14 protein-coding genes are annotated in these 17,814 nt (G+C 71.8%); 10 read left to right on the top strand and 4 right to left on the bottom strand.

Features of this window, described 5'->3' with window-relative positions; genetic code table 11:
- Nucleotides 1–13: 13 nt before the first annotated feature.
- Entirely contained in the window at nucleotides 14–1,705 is a 1,692-nt protein-coding gene (locus ACWCV9_RS24185) for an AMP-binding protein (protein WP_450789713.1), read from the bottom strand.
- Between the two features lie 65 nt (nucleotides 1,706–1,770).
- Between ACWCV9_RS24185 and ACWCV9_RS24180 the strand changes: the two genes are divergently transcribed.
- From ACWCV9_RS24180 to ACWCV9_RS24170, 3 genes are all read left to right on the top strand, one after another.
- Nucleotides 1,771–2,901 (top strand): acyl-CoA dehydrogenase family protein, encoded by a 1,131-nt coding sequence (locus tag ACWCV9_RS24180; protein ID WP_385840543.1) that lies wholly within the window; start codon nucleotides 1,771–1,773, stop codon nucleotides 2,899–2,901.
- The gene (locus ACWCV9_RS24175; RefSeq protein ID WP_450789449.1) at nucleotides 2,898–3,296 is read left to right on the top strand and encodes a RidA family protein; all 399 of its coding nucleotides are present in this window, start codon (nucleotides 2,898–2,900) and stop codon (nucleotides 3,294–3,296) included. The genes ACWCV9_RS24180 and ACWCV9_RS24175 overlap by 4 nt, the downstream gene beginning before the upstream one ends.
- A gap of 109 nt (nucleotides 3,297–3,405) precedes the next feature.
- The gene (locus tag ACWCV9_RS24170; RefSeq protein WP_450789447.1) at nucleotides 3,406–3,831 is read left to right on the top strand and encodes a DUF6299 family protein; all 426 of its coding nucleotides are present in this window, start codon (nucleotides 3,406–3,408) and stop codon (nucleotides 3,829–3,831) included.
- Between the two features lie 90 nt (nucleotides 3,832–3,921).
- On the opposite strand, the gene ACWCV9_RS24165 is transcribed toward ACWCV9_RS24170, so the two are convergent.
- Nucleotides 3,922–4,332 carry a hypothetical protein gene (locus ACWCV9_RS24165; protein ID WP_450789446.1) on the bottom strand — a complete coding sequence of 137 codons (411 nt, stop codon included), beginning with the start codon at nucleotides 4,330–4,332 and terminating at the stop codon, nucleotides 3,922–3,924.
- 233 nt (nucleotides 4,333–4,565) lie between these two features.
- Here ACWCV9_RS24165 and ACWCV9_RS24160 point away from each other — a divergent pair, with 233 nt between their 5' ends.
- Together ACWCV9_RS24160 and ACWCV9_RS24155 are read left to right on the top strand one after the other, a co-directional pair.
- Nucleotides 4,566–6,461, top strand: coding sequence for a galactose oxidase-like domain-containing protein (locus tag ACWCV9_RS24160; RefSeq protein WP_450789445.1), 1,896 nt, complete (start codon nucleotides 4,566–4,568; stop codon nucleotides 6,459–6,461).
- 112 nt (nucleotides 6,462–6,573) lie between these two features.
- Nucleotides 6,574–8,865, top strand: coding sequence for a Dyp-type peroxidase (locus ACWCV9_RS24155; RefSeq protein ID WP_450789443.1), 2,292 nt, complete (start codon nucleotides 6,574–6,576; stop codon nucleotides 8,863–8,865).
- Nucleotides 8,866–8,876: 11 nt separating this feature from the next.
- Here the strand turns inward: ACWCV9_RS24155 and ACWCV9_RS24150 are convergent, their stop codons facing one another.
- Nucleotides 8,877–9,644 carry a GntR family transcriptional regulator gene (locus tag ACWCV9_RS24150; RefSeq protein WP_450789441.1) on the bottom strand — a complete coding sequence of 256 codons (768 nt, stop codon included), beginning with the start codon at nucleotides 9,642–9,644 and terminating at the stop codon, nucleotides 8,877–8,879.
- A 293-nt stretch (nucleotides 9,645–9,937) separates the two neighbouring features.
- On the opposite strand from ACWCV9_RS24150, the gene ACWCV9_RS24145 reads away from it, so the two are divergent.
- From ACWCV9_RS24145 to ACWCV9_RS24130, 4 genes are all read left to right on the top strand, one after another.
- Nucleotides 9,938–11,218 (top strand): extracellular solute-binding protein, encoded by a 1,281-nt coding sequence (locus ACWCV9_RS24145; RefSeq protein WP_450789439.1) that lies wholly within the window; start codon nucleotides 9,938–9,940, stop codon nucleotides 11,216–11,218.
- A gap of 79 nt (nucleotides 11,219–11,297) precedes the next feature.
- On the top strand, nucleotides 11,298–12,296 hold the full coding sequence (locus ACWCV9_RS24140) for a carbohydrate ABC transporter permease (RefSeq protein WP_450789437.1): 999 nt from the start codon (nucleotides 11,298–11,300) through the stop codon (nucleotides 12,294–12,296).
- The gene (locus tag ACWCV9_RS24135; protein ID WP_450789435.1) at nucleotides 12,293–13,123 is read left to right on the top strand and encodes a carbohydrate ABC transporter permease; all 831 of its coding nucleotides are present in this window, start codon (nucleotides 12,293–12,295) and stop codon (nucleotides 13,121–13,123) included. The genes ACWCV9_RS24140 and ACWCV9_RS24135 overlap by 4 nt, the downstream gene beginning before the upstream one ends.
- A gap of 8 nt (nucleotides 13,124–13,131) precedes the next feature.
- Nucleotides 13,132–14,646 carry a glycoside hydrolase family 3 protein gene (locus tag ACWCV9_RS24130; protein ID WP_450789433.1) on the top strand — a complete coding sequence of 505 codons (1,515 nt, stop codon included), beginning with the start codon at nucleotides 13,132–13,134 and terminating at the stop codon, nucleotides 14,644–14,646.
- Between the two features lie 121 nt (nucleotides 14,647–14,767).
- Here ACWCV9_RS24130 and ACWCV9_RS24125 read toward each other — a convergent pair whose 3' ends face one another.
- Complete coding sequence (locus ACWCV9_RS24125) at nucleotides 14,768–15,715, bottom strand: hypothetical protein (protein WP_450789431.1); 948 nt, start codon at nucleotides 15,713–15,715, stop codon at nucleotides 14,768–14,770.
- Nucleotides 15,716–16,069: 354 nt separating this feature from the next.
- Here ACWCV9_RS24125 and ACWCV9_RS24120 point away from each other — a divergent pair.
- The coding region (locus ACWCV9_RS24120) for a putative Ig domain-containing protein (RefSeq protein WP_450789430.1) at nucleotides 16,070–17,814 on the top strand (1,745 nt) is incomplete at its 3' end.

Genomic DNA, 17,814 nt, shown 5'->3' with positions numbered 1-17,814 from the left:
TAGGTCGCCGGTGTCACTGCCGGTCGCCTTCGCTGCGCAACCGGAACCGCTGGAGCTTTCCGGTGGCCGTGCGGGGCAGCGCGGCCAGGAACACGAACTCGCGCGGGCACTTGTAGGGGGCCAGCTCGGCGACGAGGAAGGCGCGCAGGGCCTCCGGGTCGCGCGGGGCGCCGTCCCGCAGCACCGTGTACGCCACCGCCACCTGCCCGCGCGCCTCGTCGGGCCGGCCCACGACCGCCGCCTCCACCACGTCTGGATGGCGCAGCAGCGCGTCCTCCACCTCCGGACCGGCGATGTTGTACCCGGCCGAGATGATCATGTCGTCCGCGCGGGCCACATAGCGCAAGTAGCCGTCCGGCTCGCGGACATAGGTGTCGCCGGTGATGTTCCAGCCGTCCCGCACATACTCCCGCTGGCGCGGGTCGGCGAGATAGCGGCAGCCGACCGGGCCGCGCACGGCCAGCAGACCGGGCTCGCCGTCCGGCACCGGTGCGCCGTGCGCGTCCTGCACCCGCGCCTGCCAGCCCGGCACCGGCACCCCGGTGGTGCCCGGTCTGATCCGTTCGTCGGCGGCCGAGACGAAGATGTGCAGCAGCTCGGTCGCGCCGATGCCGTTGATGATCCGCACACCGGTGCGCTCGTGCCAGGCCCGCCAGGTGCCCACCGGCAGGTTCTCCCCGGCCGACACACAGCGACGCAGCGAGGAGACGTCGTACCCGTCCAGCTCGGCCAGCATCGTGCGGTAGGCGGTCGGGGCGGTGAACAGGACCGTGACCCGGTGTGCGGCGATCGCGGGCAGCAGCTGCCGGGGTCCGGCCTGCTCCAGCAGCAGGGAGCTGGCGCCGGCCCGCATCGGGAAGACCACCAGTCCGCCGAGGCCGAAGGTGAAGCCCAGCGGGGGAGAGCCGGTGAAGACGTCGTCCGGCCGGGGGCGCAGCACATGGGCGGCGAAGGTGTCCGCTATGGCCAGCACGTCCCGGTGGAAGTGCATGCACCCTTTCGGGCGGCCCGTGGTGCCCGAGGTGAACGCGATCAGGGCGACGTCGTCGGACGCCGTGTCGACCGCTGGGTAGGGGGTGTCCGGCGCGGGGCGGCGGAGCAGGTCGTCGGGGGCGTCACCGCCGTACGTCGTGATGCGCAGCCCGGGGATCTCCGCCTTCGCCAGGTCGTCGACCGAGCGGATGTCGCACAGCGCGTGCCGCACCCGGGCGATCTCGCAGATCGTGGCCAGCTCGTGCGGGCGCTGCTGGGCCAGCACGGTGACCGCGACCGCGCCCGCCTTCAGCACCGCCAGCCAGCAGGCGGCGAGCCAGGGCGTGGTGGGGCCGCGCAGCAGCACCCGGTTGCCCGGCACGACCCCCAGCTCGCCGGTGAGCAGATGCGCGATCCGGTCGACCCGGGTGCGCAGCTCGCCGTAGGTCCAGACCGGCCCGGCGGGGGTGTGGAAGACCGGGCGGGCCGGGTCGGTGTGGTCGAGCAGTTCCGCCGCGCAGTTCAGCCGGTCGGGGTAGTGCAGCTCGGGCAGGTCGAACCGCAGCTCGGGCCATTCGTCCGGCGGGGGCAGATGGTCGCGCGGGAAGGTGTCGACATGGGCCGAGAGATGCATGGCGGTTCGCCCCCTTGCCGTGGCAAGCGTCCGTACGCGGGCTCTGGACGGGCTTTCTGGCGGGCTCGCCGTTCGAGCGTATCGTCTTGGTGACGGCAGTCAACTGTGCGCGATAACGTCGAGGGGTGTCGTGACGGACGGCCCGTCCGGAGGGAGGACCGGCAGTGCCCGCATTCTCGCTCGACCCGGAACAGCTCGCCTGGTGCGCCGAGCTGCGCTCGCTCGCCGCTGAACGCCTGCGCCCGCTCGCCGACAAGGGCGAACCGGGCCGCGTCAACCGGCCGCTCCTCGCCGAGCTGGGGCGGCTCGGGCTGCTCGCCCGGCTGTTCACCTCCGGCGCGCTCGACCTCTGTCTGATGCGCGAGTCGCTGGCCCGGGCCTGTACCGAGGCCGAGACCGCCCTCGCCCTCCAGGGCCTGGGCGCCCACCCGGTGCACGCCCACGGCACCGAGGCCCAGCGCGAGCGCTGGCTGCCCCGGGTCGCCGACGGCAGCGCGGTCGCCGCCTTCGCGCTGAGCGAGCCGGGGGCCGGTTCGGACGCGGCGGCGCTCGCCCTCACGGCCGAGCCGGACGGCACCGGCTGGCGGCTCACCGGCGCCAAGTGCTGGATCTCCAACGCCCCCGAGGCCGACGTGTACACCGTCTTCGCCCGCACCACGCCCGGCGCCGGGGCCCGCGGGGTCACCGCCTTCCTGGTCCCCGCCGACCGGCCCGGACTCACCGGCAGCGCGCTGGAGATGCTCTCGCCGCACCCCATCGGCGCCCTCGACTTCGACGCCGTACCGGTGACCGCCGACGACCTGCTCGGCACGCCCGACCGCGGCTTCGCCGTTGCCATGGGCACCCTCAACCTCTTCCGCCCCAGCGTCGGCGCCTTCGCGGTGGGCATGGCCCAGGCGGCGCTCGACGCGACCGTCGACCACACCCGGCGGCGGGAGGCGTTCCAGGGCCGGCTGATGGACCTTCAGGCCGTCTCCCACCAGGTCGCCGAGATGGCGCTGCGCACCGAGGCGGCCCGGCTGCTGGTGTACGCGGCGGCGACGGCGTACGACGCGGGCGCGGCCGATGTGCCGCGGCGCGCGGCGATGGCCAAGCTGCTCGCCACCGAGACCGCGCAGTACGTGGTCGACGCCGCCGTCCAGCTGCACGGCGCCCGCGCCCTGCGCCGGGGCCACCTCCTGGAGCACCTCTACCGGGAGGTCCGCGCACCGCGCATCTACGAGGGTGCCAGCGAGGTCCAGCGCGGCATCATCGCCAAGGAGCTGTACGCCCGCGCCGAGGAGGAGGCCCGATGAGCGCCGAGCGCGTCAACCCGCCCGAGCTGTCCCCGCCCACGGGGTTCTCGCACGCCGTCGTCGCCACCGGCACCCGGGTGGTGTTCCTGGCCGGGCAGACCGCGCTCGACGCGGACGGCAAGATCACCGGCGGCACGCTGCCCGAGCAGTTCGAGCGGGCGCTCGGCAATCTGCTGGCCGCCCTGCGCGCGGCCGGCGGCACCCCCGCCGACCTGGCCCGGGTCACCGTCTACGCCACCGACGTGGCCGACTACCGCGCCCACGCCCCGGAACTGGGCCGCCGCTGGCGGGAGCTGGCCGGCCGCGACTACCCGGCGATGGCCGTCGTACAGGTCGTACGACTGTGGGACGAGCAGGCGTTCGTGGAGCTGGACGGGTTCGCCGTGCTGCCGTGAGCCGGCCGCGGCCGCGTGACGCGCCACCGAAGGGGTGACGGTCACGCCCGGCGGACCGGACGCCCGGTACCAGTGGAGCACTCGATCCCCTGGAACCGGGAGGTATCCCATGTCCGTTCGCCCCGCTCTCGCCTCGGCCCTCGGCGCGGCCGCCCTGCTGTGCGCCGCCGTCGGCCCGGCCGCCGCCGACACCGGCGAGACGATCACCGTCGACCCCACCGGCCGGATCGCCGCCGACGGCACGGTCACCCTGTCCGGCAGCTACCGCTGTCTGCCCGGCACCTCCGTGGTGTTCGTCAGCTCCTCGGTCAGCCAGGGCGACTCGCGCGTCAAGCACGGCGTCGGCGGCAGCACCGCCCAGTGCGACGGCGCCGAGCACCGCTGGGAGAACAGCGGCAAGGTCACCTCCGAGGCGCTCAAGGCGGGCGCCGCCCATGTCCAGGCCACCCTGATGGAGCTGCGCCCCTCGGGCATCGTGGTGCTGCCGGCCTTCCACGCGGTCCAGGACCAGGACATCACCCTCACCCAGGCGTGAGGCGCGCCGGCGCCGGACGGACTGCGGCCGAGCGGCCCGGGCGTGGCCGCTCGGCGTGAACACGGGGGAGCTGCGCGCGGGGCGCGGCCGTCAGGCGCCGTGGGTCATCACATCGTCCGAGCAGGTGATGTGGAGCGTCAGGTCGGCCGGGCCCGCCTCGTGCTTCGCGCCGGCGCGCCGCGGGTGCCACCAGGTCGTCTTGTGCACGGCGACGATCCAGCCGGTGGCGGTGTCGTTCGGCCGGTTCTCCAGCACGTCGGCGGGCTCGTCGGACAGCGTGGTGTCCGGCTTGGACGCGCTGAGCGAGTAGCCGCCGCCGTAGACGTGCTGCATGGCGGGGCAGAACAGCTCGTGCCGGGTGCCGTCGGCGCCGCCACGCAGGACCGGGCCGGTGATCTCCCGCGGCGGCTGCGGCGGGTCCGCGGCCAGGGCCGGGGCGGCGGCACAGCCGAGCAGGGCGAGCGCCGCCGCGGCGGCGAGTGAGGCGCGTGGTGCGGTCATGCGGGGACTCCTCGAAGGAAGGGACAGGGCCCGACCATTGGATCCGCGTGTTCCGACGCCCGCCACGCCGGACACGCAGCGTTACGGCCTATCGGGGTAAAACGGTCAATCTTTCGAGATGATGAATGCTGTTCGCTACGGTGTGTGATTAACTGCGGCTATTCCGTCACTCTACGTGGTCGCCCCTCGCTGCTCCGTGCCGCCCGGCGCCCCGTGTTCCCCCGAGGAGTCCCATGTCCCGCAGAGGGATCCCCCGCAGCAGAAGATGGACGTTCGCGGCCGGCTGCGCCGCGCTCGTCCTGTCCGTCACCGCGCCCGCCGCACTCGGCTCCACACCGCACGGGAACCGCGGCTTCGACCCCTACCCCGGCGGGGTGCCCATCAGCCGCGCCCAGCTCGCCAAGGAGGTGCGCCCGGACGAGGTGAGGGCCTTCGGCCGGGCCCGCGCCGAGCAGCTGGCCCGGGACCGCATCGGCCTGGCCGCCGTCGACCGCGGCTACCCCCAGCCGCTGCGCAACCGCAGCCTGAAGGAGCACACCGACTCGCAGGCCGCGCACAACGCGGCCTTCGCGGCCAGCCAGTCGGGCAAGTTCGCCCAGTACATCTCCAGCCCCGACTTCGGCGACCACGTCGCCCTGCTGCCCACCGGCAAGGTGCTGCTCTTCTCCTTCGAGTCCGTCGAGGACAGCCCGAACAAGGAGACCGCGCCCACCGAGGTCATCGGCCGGGACAATGCGGGCCGCGCCTACGTCTGGACCCCGCCCACCGACGACAAGGGCACCGGCACCTTCAAGGCCGTACCGCCGCCCGTGGTCACCATGGACGACGGTCTGGACGAGCCCCGGCCCGCGCCGATCTTCTGCGCGGGCCACGCCTATCTGCCCAACGGCATGGTCGGCATCTTCGGCGGCAACCTCGGCGGCAACCACGGCACCGGCGCCCATCTCGCGCTCGTCTTCGACCCCTGGACCGAGACCTGGCACAGCCAGCAGGACATGGCCGAGGGCCGCTGGTACCCCTCCGTGGTGACCGGCGCCGACGGCCGGCAGTTCATCACCTCCGGCCACGGCGACCTCGGCTGGGGCAAGCTGTCCAAGTCCATCGAGCGCTTCCCCGCCAAGAACTCCACGGTGTCCTACGACAAGAGCGATGCCCCGGACCACCGCTCGCTCGACAAGTGGCCGATCAACGCCGACTACTCGACGGACTACCCGCATCTGTTCTCGCTGCGGGACGGCAGGATCTACGGCTTCGGGCGCAACTACGACGAGCAGTTCTCCTTCGACCCGGTGAACGAGACCAGCCAGCCGCTGCGCAGCCGCCCCGACGGCGGCATGCGCAACTACGGCTCCGCGGTGGCCCTGCCCAACCCCACCCCCGGCCAGGGCCCCGACTCGGTGCTGATCCTCGGCGGCGACCGCAACAACCCCAAGACGTACAAGTTCTCCGGCGGCCAGTGGACCGAGCAGAGTGCACGCCACATGGGCCGCACCCAGGACGACACCCTGATCTTCCCCGACGGACGGCTCTTCACCGTCAACGGCGGCTTCGACATCCGCGACTACGGCAACGGCCAGTACAACCCCAACGCCGACGACACGTGGCGGGACACCGAGATCCGCGGCGCCGACGGCTCCTGGCGGCTCGGCCCGCAGCAGCGGCTGCCGCGCGGCTACCACTCCAACGCGGTGATCCTGCCCGACGGCCGCATCATGATCACCGGCGACGAGCTCCAGGAGATCGCCAACAACCCCGACATCAAGTCCGGGCAGAACGGCACCATCGAGATCTACGAGCCGCCCTATCTGCACCAGGGCGGCACCCGGCCCGACCTGGCCCATGTGCCGCGCGGCGCGGTGGGCTACGACGACACCTTCGACGTCGACTCCTTCACGCCGGACCGGATCGACAAGGCCGTGCTGATGGCGCCCATCACCTCCACCCACTCGGTGGACACCAGCCAGCGCCGCATCGAGCTGGAGATCACCAAGCGGGCCGGCAACACCCTGCGGCTGCGGTCTCCGCAGTCCGCCAAGGACGCCCCGCCCGGGTACTACCTGCTCTTCCTCCTCGACGACCGGGGCGTGCCCAGCATCGCCAAGTGGGTGCAGCTGCGCCCCGGAGCCTGACCCCCCAAGGCCGTCCCCTGCCGCCGGGTCTCCGGGCGGCCCCGCCCACGGGCCGCCCGGGACCCGTCCGGTCATCCCCGTCCCGTCCCCGCACATCCCAAGGGAGACCCTCGTGTCGCTACGCGACAGCACCGAGATCCAGGGCGACATCCTCGCCGGCTTCAAGAAGGACCACATGACCCTGCTGTTCCTCCGGTTCGGCGATCCCGCCGCCGCCCGGAGCTGGCTGGCGAACCTGGTCCCGAACCTGGCCACCACCCAGGAGGTCGCCGCCTTCAACGCCAGGTTCAGCGCGGCCCGCCAGAACTCCATGGGCGACGACCCCGCGAACCTCACCGCCACCTGGCTGGGCCTCAGCCTCACCTACCCGGGGCTGACGGTCCTCACCGGCAAGCAGGACCTGCTGCCCGAGAACAGGGGCCGCGGCACCATCGGCGCCTATGTCCAGGGCGCCGCCTTCCGCGCGGACGTCCTCGGCGACGTCGACGACAACGCCCCCGACCGCTGGCTGTTCGGCGCCGACCACAACCAGGTCACGCACGCGGTGCTCACCGTCGCCGCCGACCGGGAGAGCGACCTGAGCCAGGAGCTGAACCGCCAGCTGGACGCCGCCTCCCAGGCCGGGATCAGCATCTCCCACGCCCAGCCCGGGAACACGCTGCCCCGCCCGCGCCGCGGCCGGGAGCACTTCGGCTTCAAGGACGGCGTCAGCGAACCGTCCGTGGCCGACTTCGACGAGCACCCGGAGGAGGGCGCCCGGCTCATCCCCGCCGACCTGTTCGTCCTCGGCGCGAGCGGCGGGCCGCTGCCGGAGGGCGTACCCGAGTGGATGCGCAACGGCTCCTTCCAGGTGGTACGGCGGCTCGGCCAGGACGTGCCCGGCTGGTGGGCGCAGGTCGGCGCCGAGCTGCGGCGGCTGAAGGACGCGAAGGCGGTGCCGGCCGACACCAAGAGCGAGTGGCTCGCCTCCCGCCTGGTCGGGCGGTGGCGGTGCGGTGCCTCGGTCGCCAACCACCCGGAGCTGAGGGAAGACCCGAACATCGAGCCGGACAACGTCATCAGCTACAAGAACGACCCCGACGGGGTGATCACCCCGCTCTTCTCCCATCTGCGCAAGACCAATCCGCGCGACGGGCTCATCGACGAGGTGCCGATCAAGGAGGAGCAGCTCGACCCGCGGCGCATCATCCGCCGGGGCATCCCCTACGGCGCCCCGTTCGATCCCACCTCCCCGCAGGGCGGCCCCGACGAGTCCCGCGGCCTGGTCTTCGTCTGCTACCAGGCCGACCTGGTCCGGCAGTTCGAGTTCATGCAGCGCAACTGGGTCAACACCCCCGACTTCCCGCCCAACCGCGACCCGATGCCCGGCCCGGACCCGATGGTCGCCGGCAAGCTGAGCAGGATCGGGGACGGTGACGTCACCTTCGAGACGGACAACGCACTGGGGCGCAAGACCACCACGCTGAACTTCCAGCCCTTCGTGAACACCGAGGGCTCGGTCTACGCCTTCACCCCCTCGCTGTCCACCCTGCGCAAGCTCGGCGAGGGTCGGCTGGACGGCGCGGCGGTGGCCGGCGGCACCGGTCAGAGCACCGCCCAGCAGACCACCTCGGGCGGACAGCGGCAGCCGGCGGTGCAGCCCGGCCCCGTCGACGAGATCCTGCCGCGGCCCGGCGTGCCCGGCCAGCACTGGGTCTTCTCCGGCCGCACGGTCCGCGTCGTCAGCATCGGCGAGTCGGAGGTGGAGCCGCTGACCACCGGCCCCGACGACGGCCTGGGCATCGGCCTCGGCGACGCCGTCGGCCTGGACACCTGGCCCGCGCTCCAGGGCGTGGAGCGGGTCGACGCCATCTGGCCGGTGCCGGACGAGCAGGACCTGAACGGCGAGAGCCGCTACTGGCTCTTCCACACGAGGAAGGACGGCAGCCAGGTCTACCGGTCCATCCACATCGCCCACAACAGCCGCAACACCAGCCGCATCAGCGGCGGCGACAGGCCCCTGGCCGGCAACTGGAACACCCTCGGCGACGTCACCCGGGTCGACGCGGTGCTGCCCGTCCCGGACATGCAGCACGTCAGTGGCAAGTCACAGTACTGGCTGTTCCACACCACCGCGCAGGGCCAGCGGTACCGGCTGGTCTCGGTCGCCGAGGCGCCGGGCCACCCGGACAGCCTCGACCGCAGCGACCGCGACCTGGGCCGCTGGAGGTCGCTGAACGGCGTCACGGCGGTGGACGCGTTCCGGTTCGTTCCCGGCCGTGAGCGGTCCGGCGGCAGGACCCTGTGCTGGGTCCAGCACGACGGCGGAAAGTACCGCACCATCTCCATCGCCGACGGCTCCGGCCACCAGGACGACCTCGTCCGGGACTCCCGGCCGAACTCGCCCTGGCACCGCCGGGGCTGAGACGTGGGTGGTCAGCCCTGCGCCGGCCGGCGCAGGGCGGCCACGAACTTGTACCGGGAACCCCGGTACACCGAGCGCACCCACTCCACCGGGGAGCCCGCCGCGTCCCGCGAGTGCCGGGACAGCAGCAGCATCGGCAGCCCCACGTCGGTGCCGAGCAACTGCGCCTCGCGCGGGGTGGACAGCGAGGTCTCGATCGTCTCGTCGGCCTCCGCCAGCCGGACGCCGTACACCTCGGCGAGCGCCGTGTACAGCGAGGGGCGGCCGGCCAGCGACTCGCGCAGGCCGGGGAAGCGCCGTACGGACAGATGCGTCGTCTCGATCGCCATGGGGGCGCCGCTGGCCAGCCGCAGCCGCTCGATGCGCAGCACCCGCTCGCCGATCGCGATGCCGAGCAGGCCCGCCAGCCGCTGGTCCGCCGGGATCTCGCCGATGTCCAGCGTCTGCGAGGCGGGGGTGAGGCCCTGGGCGCGCATGTCCTCGGTGTGCGAGGTCAGCTGGAGCGTGCGGTACAGCTTGGGCTGGGCGACGAAGGTGCCCTTGCCCTGGATCCGGTCCAGCCGGCCCTCGCCGACCAGCTCCTGGAGCGCCTGCCGCACGGTGGTCCGGGAGGTGTTGAAGCGCACCGCCAGCAGCCGCTCCGCCGGCATGGCCGAGCCGGGCTCCAGTACGTCGGCCATGGCCAGCACCTGCTGTTTGATCCGGTAGTACTTCGGCACGCGCGCGGTGCGGCCGGACGACCCGCTGAGCTGCTGGGCGCCGCTGACGTCGGTGGTCATGCCCTGCCTTCCCGGCTGTGTGGGTGGTCTCCCGTTATAGCGATCTCCCGCGTATTGGTCTAGTCCAACGGGAGAAGCCCGGCAAAAGGGGATGGACGCCTTCCGGTGTCTATCTCGTAACGGCCATCCCCGGCTTGCGGAACGACCCTTGACACCCCGAAAGGTCTAGGCCAAGCTCCACCGTACTGGTCTACACCATTAGTGGCCAGGTCCCGAGCCCTACGTGCAACAGCGTCGTACGCAGGTCACCGCCGAGGGCGTGGGGGGTTAGTGGCATCCCTGAGGAGGGTGGCGTGAAGCGCAAGCTTGCGGCCGCGATCGTGATCGCGGGCATGATGGTCTCCGTTGCGGCGTGTGGCGGGGGCAAGAGCGGCGACAGCGGCAAGGACGCGGGACCGGACAGCTGGAAGGGGCAGACCCTGACGGTCTGGACCATGGACGGCTCGGCGCCGCCGCAGTGGTCCAAGGACGTCCAGGCCGCCTTCGAGAAGAAGACCGGCGCCAAGCTGAAGTTCGAGATCCAGAAGTGGGACGGGATCCAGCAGAAGATCACCACCGCCCTCTCCGAGTCCAACCCGCCGGACGTCCTCGAGGTCGGCAACACCCAGACCCCCGCCTACGCGGCCACCGGCGGCCTCGCCGACCTGGGCGACGTGAAGAAGGCGATCGGCGCCGACTGGTCGCCCTCGGTCTCCCAGTCCTCCGTCTACGACGGCAAGCAGTACGGCGCCCCCTGGTACTTCGCCAACCGCGTGGTCATCTACAACAAGAAGATCTGGGCGCAGGCCGGCATCAAGAACACCCCGAAGACCCGGGACGAGTTCTTCAAGGACCTCGACACCATCGGCAAGAAGACCGACGCCGAGCCGCTCTACCTGCCCGGCCAGAACTGGTACTTCCTGGACGGCCTGATCATCGGCCAGGGCGGTGACCTGGTGAAGAAGCAGGGCGACACATACGTCTCCAACCTGGCCGACCCCAAGGTCTCCGCCGCCATGGAGCTGTACAAGAAGTACGCCTCCTACTCCAAGGCCCCCAAGGACAAGGACGAGGCCACCCCGCAGCAGGCGACCATCTTCGCCAAGGGCAAGACCGGCGCGTTCATCGGCATGGGCTGGGAGGCCGGCACCGCGATCCAGGCCAACAAGGCCATCGAGAAGGACCTCGGCTACTTCACCATCCCCGGCGCCACCGCCGACAAGCCCGAGGGCGTCTTCCTCGGCGGCTCCAACCTGGCCGTCGCCCAGAACAGCCAGAAGCAGTCGCTGGCCAAGGAGTTCCTGAAGATCGCCCTGTCCGACCAGTACGAGGGCGAACTGGCCAAGCTCAACGGCGTCATCCCGAACAAGCAGTCCCTGGAGAGCAACCTCAAGGGCAACGGCGCCGCCGAGGCGGCCGCGCCCGGCGCCGCGGTCGGCGGCACCACCCCGCTGATCCCCGAGTGGGCCGCGGTGGAGAACACCCCGAACCCGATCAAGTCGTACATGACGGCCGTCCTGAACGGTAAGTCCCCGGCGGCCGCCGCCAAGGACGTCCAGGGCGAGATCGACAAGCGCCTGGCCCAGAAGAACTAGACCCATGCCGGGGGCGTGCCGTGTGCACGCCCCCGGTGCCGATGTGTCGTTCGTACGGCCACGGAAGAGATGGCAACTCATGTCAGTGCAGACCCAAGGCACGGACACGGCCGGGGAGCCCGCTGTCCGCAAGCCCCGGATACCCGGGCCGCCGCGGGGTGCGGACCGCGCGACCGGGCCCCTGTCCCGTCGCGGTGCCACCGCCCCCTACCTCCTCCTGCTGCCCGCCCTGCTGGCCACCCTGGTGCTGCTCGGCTGGCCCCTGGTCAAGAACGGCATGCTGTCGTTCCAGAACCTCAACCCGCGGCAGCTCATCCAGCACCTCACCGAGTGGAACGGCGTCGACAACTACACGGAGGTCCTGACCGGAGGGGACTTCTGGAAGGTCGTCGAGCGCTCGGTGCTCTTCACCGCCGTCAACGTCGCCCTGATCATGCTGGCCGGCACCCTGATCGGGCTGCTCCTCACCCGCCTCGGCAAGAGGATGCGCCTCACCCTCATGGCGGCCCTGGTCCTCGCCTGGGCGATGCCCGTCATCGCGGCCACCACCGTCTACCAGTGGCTGTTCGCCCAGCGCTTCGGCGTCGTCAACTGGGTGCTGGACAAGCTGGGCTGGCACTCCATGGCCGACTACAACTGGCTCGGCACCCAGTTCTCCACCTTCTCCGTGATCACCCTGCTCCTCGTCTGGGGCTCGGTCCCGTTCGTCGCGATCAACCTGTACGCGGCGACCACCACCATCCCCAAGGAGCTGTACGAGGCGGCCGCCCTCGACGGCGCCGGCGGCTGGCAGAGCTTCACCTCCGTGACCCTGCCCTTCCTCAGGCCGTTCCTGTACTCCACGACCTTCCTCGAGGTCATCTGGATCTTCAAGGCGTTCCCGCAGCTCTTCGCGATGAACGAGGGCGGCCCGGACCGCCTCACCGAGACCCTGCCGATCTACGCCTACGTCGAGGGCGTCGGCAACCAGCACTTCGGGGTCGGCGCGGCGATCTCCTTCCTGACCATCCTGGTGCTGCTCGTCCTCACCTCGTACTACCTGCGTATGGTGCTCAAGCAAGAGGAGGACGAGCTGTGAAGCGCTCGCTCTTCGGCCGGATCTGGCCCAACGCGACCGCCGTCGTCCTCTTCGCCGGCTTCGTGTTCCCCGTGTACTGGATGTTCGCCACGGCCTTCAAACCGACCGGCGACATCATCGCCGAGAACCCGGTGTGGTTCCCGACCGACGTCACCCTCGGCCACTTCAAGAAGGCCGTGCACGCCGACCACTTCTGGACCCTGGTCGCCAACTCCGTCACCGTGACGCTCTGTTCGGTGCTGTTCTCGCTCGTCATCGCCCTGTTCGCGGCCTTCGCCCTGGCCCGCATGCGGTTCCGGGGGCGGCGCGGGCTCATCGTGACCTTCATGCTGGCGCAGATGGCCCCCTGGGAAGTCATGATCATCGCCATCTACATGATCGTCCGCGACGACGACATGCTGGACAGCCTGATCCCGCTCACCGTCTTCTACACGATGATGGTGCTCCCGCTGACCATCCTGACGCTCCGCGGCTATGTCGCCGCCGTGCCCAAGGAGCTGGAGGAGTCCGCGATGGTCGACGGCTGCACCCGCGTCCAGGCCTTCGCCAAGGTGATCTTCCCGCTGCTCGCGCCCGGCCTGATGGCCACCTCGCTGTTCGGCTTCATCACCGCCTGGAACGAGTTCCCGCTGGTCCTGATCCTCAACAAGGACATCGAGAAGCAGACCCTGCCGCTGTGGCTGTCCCAGTTCCAGACCGCCTTCGGCGACGACTGGGGTGCCACCATGGCCGCCTCGTCCCTGTTCGCGCTGCCCATCCTGATCCTCTTCATCTTCCTGCAACGCAAGGCTGTCAGCGGTCTGACCGACGGCGCCGTGAAGGGATGACACCGCCGATGACCACACTCGCCACCGCGTCCGGCAGCGGCTCCGCCGCGGGCGACACCCTCGCCCGGGACGCCCTCGCGGTGCTCCAGCCCGGGTTCGACGGCACCACCGCGCCCGACTGGGTGCGCCGCCGCATCGGCGAGGGCCTCGCCTCCGTCGCCCTGTTCGGCCGCAACGTCCACAGCGAGGCCCAAGTCACCGCGCTCACCGCCCAGTTGCGCGCCGAACGGAACGACCTGCTGGTCGCCATCGACGAGGAGAGCGGCGACGTCACCCGCCTCGACGTCCGCACCGGCTCCGCCTTCCCCGGCAACCACGCCCTCGGCGCCGTCGACGACCCCGCCCTCACCCGCGCCGTCTCCCGCGAACTCGGCCGCCGCCTGGCCGCCTGCGGCGTCAACTTCGACTGGGCGCCCTCCGCCGACGTCAACGCCAACCCCGACAACCCCGTCATCGGCGTACGCTCCTTCGGCGCCTCCCCGGACCTGGCCGCCCGGCACACCGCCGCCTGGGTCGAGGGCCTCCAGTCCACCGGCGTCGCCGCCTGCACCAAGCACTTCCCCGGCCACGGCGACACCAACGTCGACTCCCACCACGCCGTGCCCCGCATCGACGCCGACGCCGACACCCTCCTCGCCCGCGAACTGCCCCCGTTCCGCGCGGCCATCGCGGCCGGCACCCGGGCGATCATGAGCGCGCACATCCTCGTCCCGGCCCTCGACCCGGACCGGCCCGGCACCCTCTCCGCCCGCATCCTCACCGAGCTGCTGCGCGGCGAACTCGGCTACCAGGGCCTGATCGTCACCGACGGCATGGAGATGCGCGCCATCTCCGGCACCTACGGGCTGGAGAACGGCGTCGTCCTCGCCCTCGCCGCCGGCGCCGACGCCATCTGCGTCGGCGGCGGACTCTGCGACGAGGGCACCGTGCTGAAGCTGCGCGACGCGCTCGTGGCCGCCGTACGCTCCGGCGAACTCCCCGAGGAACGGCTGGCCGACGCCGCCGCCCGGGTCCGCGACCTGGCGCGCTGGACCGCCGGGGCGCGCGGCGCCGCCGCCGAGGCCGCCCCCGACCCCGCGGTCGGCCTCATCGCCGCCCGCCGCGCCCTGACCGTCACCCGGGCCGGGTCCGGCGTCCCCGCCCCGCTGACCGAACCGGTGTACGTCGCCCGGTTCGACCCGGAGCCCAACATCGCCGTCGGCGACGAGACCCCGTGGGGCCCGGCCGCCGAACTGCGCCGGCTGCTGCCGGGCACCACCGCCGGCTCCTTCACGGGCGACGGCGCGGGCAGCGCCGCGCTCGCCGCGGCCGCCGGCCGCCGGATCGTCGCCGTGGTCCGCGACGAGCACCGGCACCCCTGGATGGGCGCCGCCCTCGACACCCTGCTCACCGCCCGCCCCGACACCATCGTGGTCGAGATGGGCCTGCCCCAGGCCCCGCCCCGCGGCGCCCTGCACATCGCGACATACGGCGCGGCCCGCGTCTGCGGAGTGGCGGCGGCGGAGGCCGTCCTCGCGGGCTGACCCGCACCCCGACCCGCCCGCGTCCCGGCCGAACACCGGCGCGGGCGGCCCCGCATTCCCGTTCCCCAGGGGGATCTGAACGCTCGACTCCTGAAGCGGTACGGCAGTCCGGGCGCGCAGCTCAGGCCTGCTGCGCCCGGAGCAGTGCCTCTGCCTCGGCGACGGCCCGCTCCGAGTCCTCGGTCAGCCGTCCGTCCGCGTCGGTGACCGGGCACGTCATGACCCGGACGGCGAGGCCGTCGAGGGCGACCATCGCCGCCACCTCCGCACGCCCCCGGGAGTCGTATCGGGTGAAGTCGTCGCACGCATCCACCAGCGCGGTGACGGACGGCAGCCGACTCACCAGCTCGGACCTGAGTTCCTCCAGGAGGCGCTGCATGTCCTTGCTGCGCTCCAGCAGCGCGGGCGCCTCGTCCTGCCGCTCCTGCGTCCTCGCCTCGCGCCGCTCCAGGTCTCGCGCCTTCTTCTGCTGGCTGTCCCCGAGCGTATGGACCTGCCATGCCGCGATGGCTCCCCGCGTGAGGTCGGCCGACGTCGCCTGGATCCCGGCCAGCACCCTTTTCCCGGCCTCCCTCCCACCTCCGCCCGAGGCGACGGATCCGAGGCCGAACCACGCTTCCGTGGCGTTGCGGGCCGCTGCCCCGCGCAGTGACCTGATCGCCTTGCCGGTGGAGGCGGAGCCGAATGCCTGCACCGCGCGATAGGGGCCTGCCTTGGCGGCGTGACCGACGACCACCGGGACGACGACCAGCATCGCGGTGCCTGCCAGCACCCGGACGGCGGGTGGCACGGTGAACCCGCGCGGCTGGGAAGATGCGCTGCCCGCCGGGTCGCCGAGGGCCGGCTCCTCGACCGGGGCGAGTTCGGCCGGATCGGCGTGTTGGAGACGCCGATAGAGGGCCCGGAACGGCGCGAGGGCCTCGTCGTGGAGCGCCTGCCGCGCCTCCAGCAGGGCGGCGTTCTGCTCGGCGGCGCGCCGGTCGAGTTCCTCCTCGCACGCGAGCAGACGCTTGTGCCGTTGCCGGTTCGTGCCCACGAGCCTGACGGTGTCGACTACCTCGGTGATCACACTGCCCCCCTGTCCTCGGTGCGCAGATCTTAGTGCCGCAGCAGACCGATTCGCGTCATACGACGATGAATCGCCGTGAAAGCAGGGCGAGTTGCGCGCACGACCCGTGCCGCGGAGGGTGAAGTCACTCCAATGGAGTAGCCAACCCCCTCCTATGGAGCCGCAAAGAAATCCCTCCGGCACTGCCGGTTGGCGCGGCACGGAACTATGGTCCTCTCGCGCCCCGCCATGTCATGTTCATCGCCATCCGGGGTCGCGTACGACGCTCTTGACTGCGCGGTTCCACCGCCGCTACGCGCGTCACGGGCCTGCCCATCCAGTGCGAATCCCCACGTCAACCGGAGGCAGCACCCCATGCGTGAGTCACGCCTGAGCAAGCGGAGACGGAGTCTGCGAAGGCTCCTCGCCGTCTCCTTCCCCGCGCTCGCCCTCACCGTCGCCGGGCTCGTCGCGGCGCCGACCGCCGGCGCCCAGCCCACCGCGGCCCACCCGCACACCTCCAAGGTCACGCAGAACAGCAAGGCGTTGACCGCACCCGAGCGGCAGACCTACCACTCGACCGGCAGGGCCGGCCAGAAGGTGCCCACCCAGCACCTGTGTGCCACCGCCGAGCCGGGTCACGCGTCCTGCTTCGCGCAGCGCCGCACCGACATCAAGCAGCGCCTGGCCAACGCCGTCGCGGCCGCCACGCCCTCCGGCCTCTCCCCGGCCAACCTGCACAGCGCCTACAACCTGCCCACCACGGGCGGCTCGGGCATGACGGTCGCCATCGTGGACGCGTACAACGACCCGAACGCCGAGTCGGACCTCGCCACTTACCGTTCCACCTACGGCCTGTCCGCCTGCACCAAGGCCAACGGCTGCTTCAAGCAGGTCAGCCAGACCGGTTCCACCACCTCGCTGCCGACCAACGACAGCGGCTGGGCCGGCGAGGAAGCGCTGGACATCGACATGGTCAGCGCCGTCTGCCCGAACTGCAACATCATCCTGGTCGAGGCCAACTCCGCCACCGACGCCGACCTCGGCATCGCCGAGAACGAGGCCGTCGCGCTGGGCGCAAAGGTCGTCTCCAACAGCTGGGGCGGCTCCGAGGACGCCTCCCAGACGACGTCGGACACCCAGTACTTCAAGCACCCGGGCGTGGCCATCACCGTCTCCTCTGGTGACTCTGCCTACGGCGCCGAGTACCCGGCGACCTCGCAGTACGTGACCGCCGTGGGCGGCACCGCCCTCACCACCTCGTCCAACTCCCGTGGCTGGAGCGAGTCCGTCTGGAAGACCAGCTCCACCGAGGGCACCGGCTCCGGCTGCTCCGCCTACGACGCCAAGCCGAGCTGGCAGACCGACACCGGCTGCTCCAAGCGCATGGAGGCCGACGTCTCCGCGGTCGCCGACCCGGCCACCGGTGTGGCGGTCTACGACACCTACGGTGGCTCCGGCTGGGCGGTCTACGGCGGCACCAGCGCCTCCGCCCCGATCGTCGCCGGCGTCTACGCCCTGGCGGGGACCCCGGGCTCGACCGACTACCCGGCGAAGTACCCGTACCAGCACACCGGCAACCTGTACGACGTCACCAGCGGCAACAACGGCAGCTGCTCCCCGTCGTACTTCTGCACCGCGGGCACCGGCTATGACGGTCCGACCGGCTGGGGCACCCCGAACGGCACCGCCGCCTTCACCTCCGGCTCCACCGGCGGCAACACGGTGACGGTCACCAACCCCGGCAGCCAGTCCACCACGACCGGCGGCTCGGTCAGCCTCCAGATCAAGGCCACCGACAGCGCGGGCGCGGCCCTGACCTACAGTGCCACCGGCCTGCCGACCGGGCTGTCCATCAACAGCTCCACCGGTCTGATCTCCGGCACCGCCTCCACCGCGGGCACCTACCAGGTCACGGTCACCGCGAAGGACTCCACCGGCGCGACCGGTTCGACCTCCTTCACCTGGACCGTCGGCTCCGGCGGTGGCGGCGGCTGCACCTCCACCCAGCTGCTGGCCAACCCGGGCTTCGAGTCGGGCAGCACCGGCTGGACCGCCACCAGCGGGGTCATCACCAACGACACCGGTGAGGCGGCCCACGGCGGCTCCTACAAGGCCTG

The organism is Streptomyces sp. NPDC001606, assembly GCF_053596835.1.
Note: the sequence above shows the minus strand (reverse complement) of the source record. Positions and strands in the feature narration are given on the sequence as shown.

What these genes read in the sequence shown, in the direction of transcription:
- ACWCV9_RS24165 (WP_450789446.1), bottom strand. Translation starts at nt 4,332, where the DNA reads ATGACCGCACCACGCGCCTCACTCGCCGCCGCGGCGGCGCTCGCCCTG.
- ACWCV9_RS24140 (WP_450789437.1), top strand. Translation starts at nt 11,298, where the DNA reads ATGTCAGTGCAGACCCAAGGCACGGACACGGCCGGGGAGCCCGCTGTC.
- ACWCV9_RS24130 (WP_450789433.1), top strand. Translation starts at nt 13,132, where the DNA reads ATGACCACACTCGCCACCGCGTCCGGCAGCGGCTCCGCCGCGGGCGAC.
- ACWCV9_RS24150 (WP_450789441.1), bottom strand. Translation starts at nt 9,644, where the DNA reads ATGACCACCGACGTCAGCGGCGCCCAGCAGCTCAGCGGGTCGTCCGGC.
- ACWCV9_RS24175 (WP_450789449.1), top strand. Translation starts at nt 2,898, where the DNA reads ATGAGCGCCGAGCGCGTCAACCCGCCCGAGCTGTCCCCGCCCACGGGG.
- ACWCV9_RS24160 (WP_450789445.1), top strand. Translation starts at nt 4,566, where the DNA reads ATGTCCCGCAGAGGGATCCCCCGCAGCAGAAGATGGACGTTCGCGGCC.
- ACWCV9_RS24170 (WP_450789447.1), top strand. Translation starts at nt 3,406, where the DNA reads ATGTCCGTTCGCCCCGCTCTCGCCTCGGCCCTCGGCGCGGCCGCCCTG.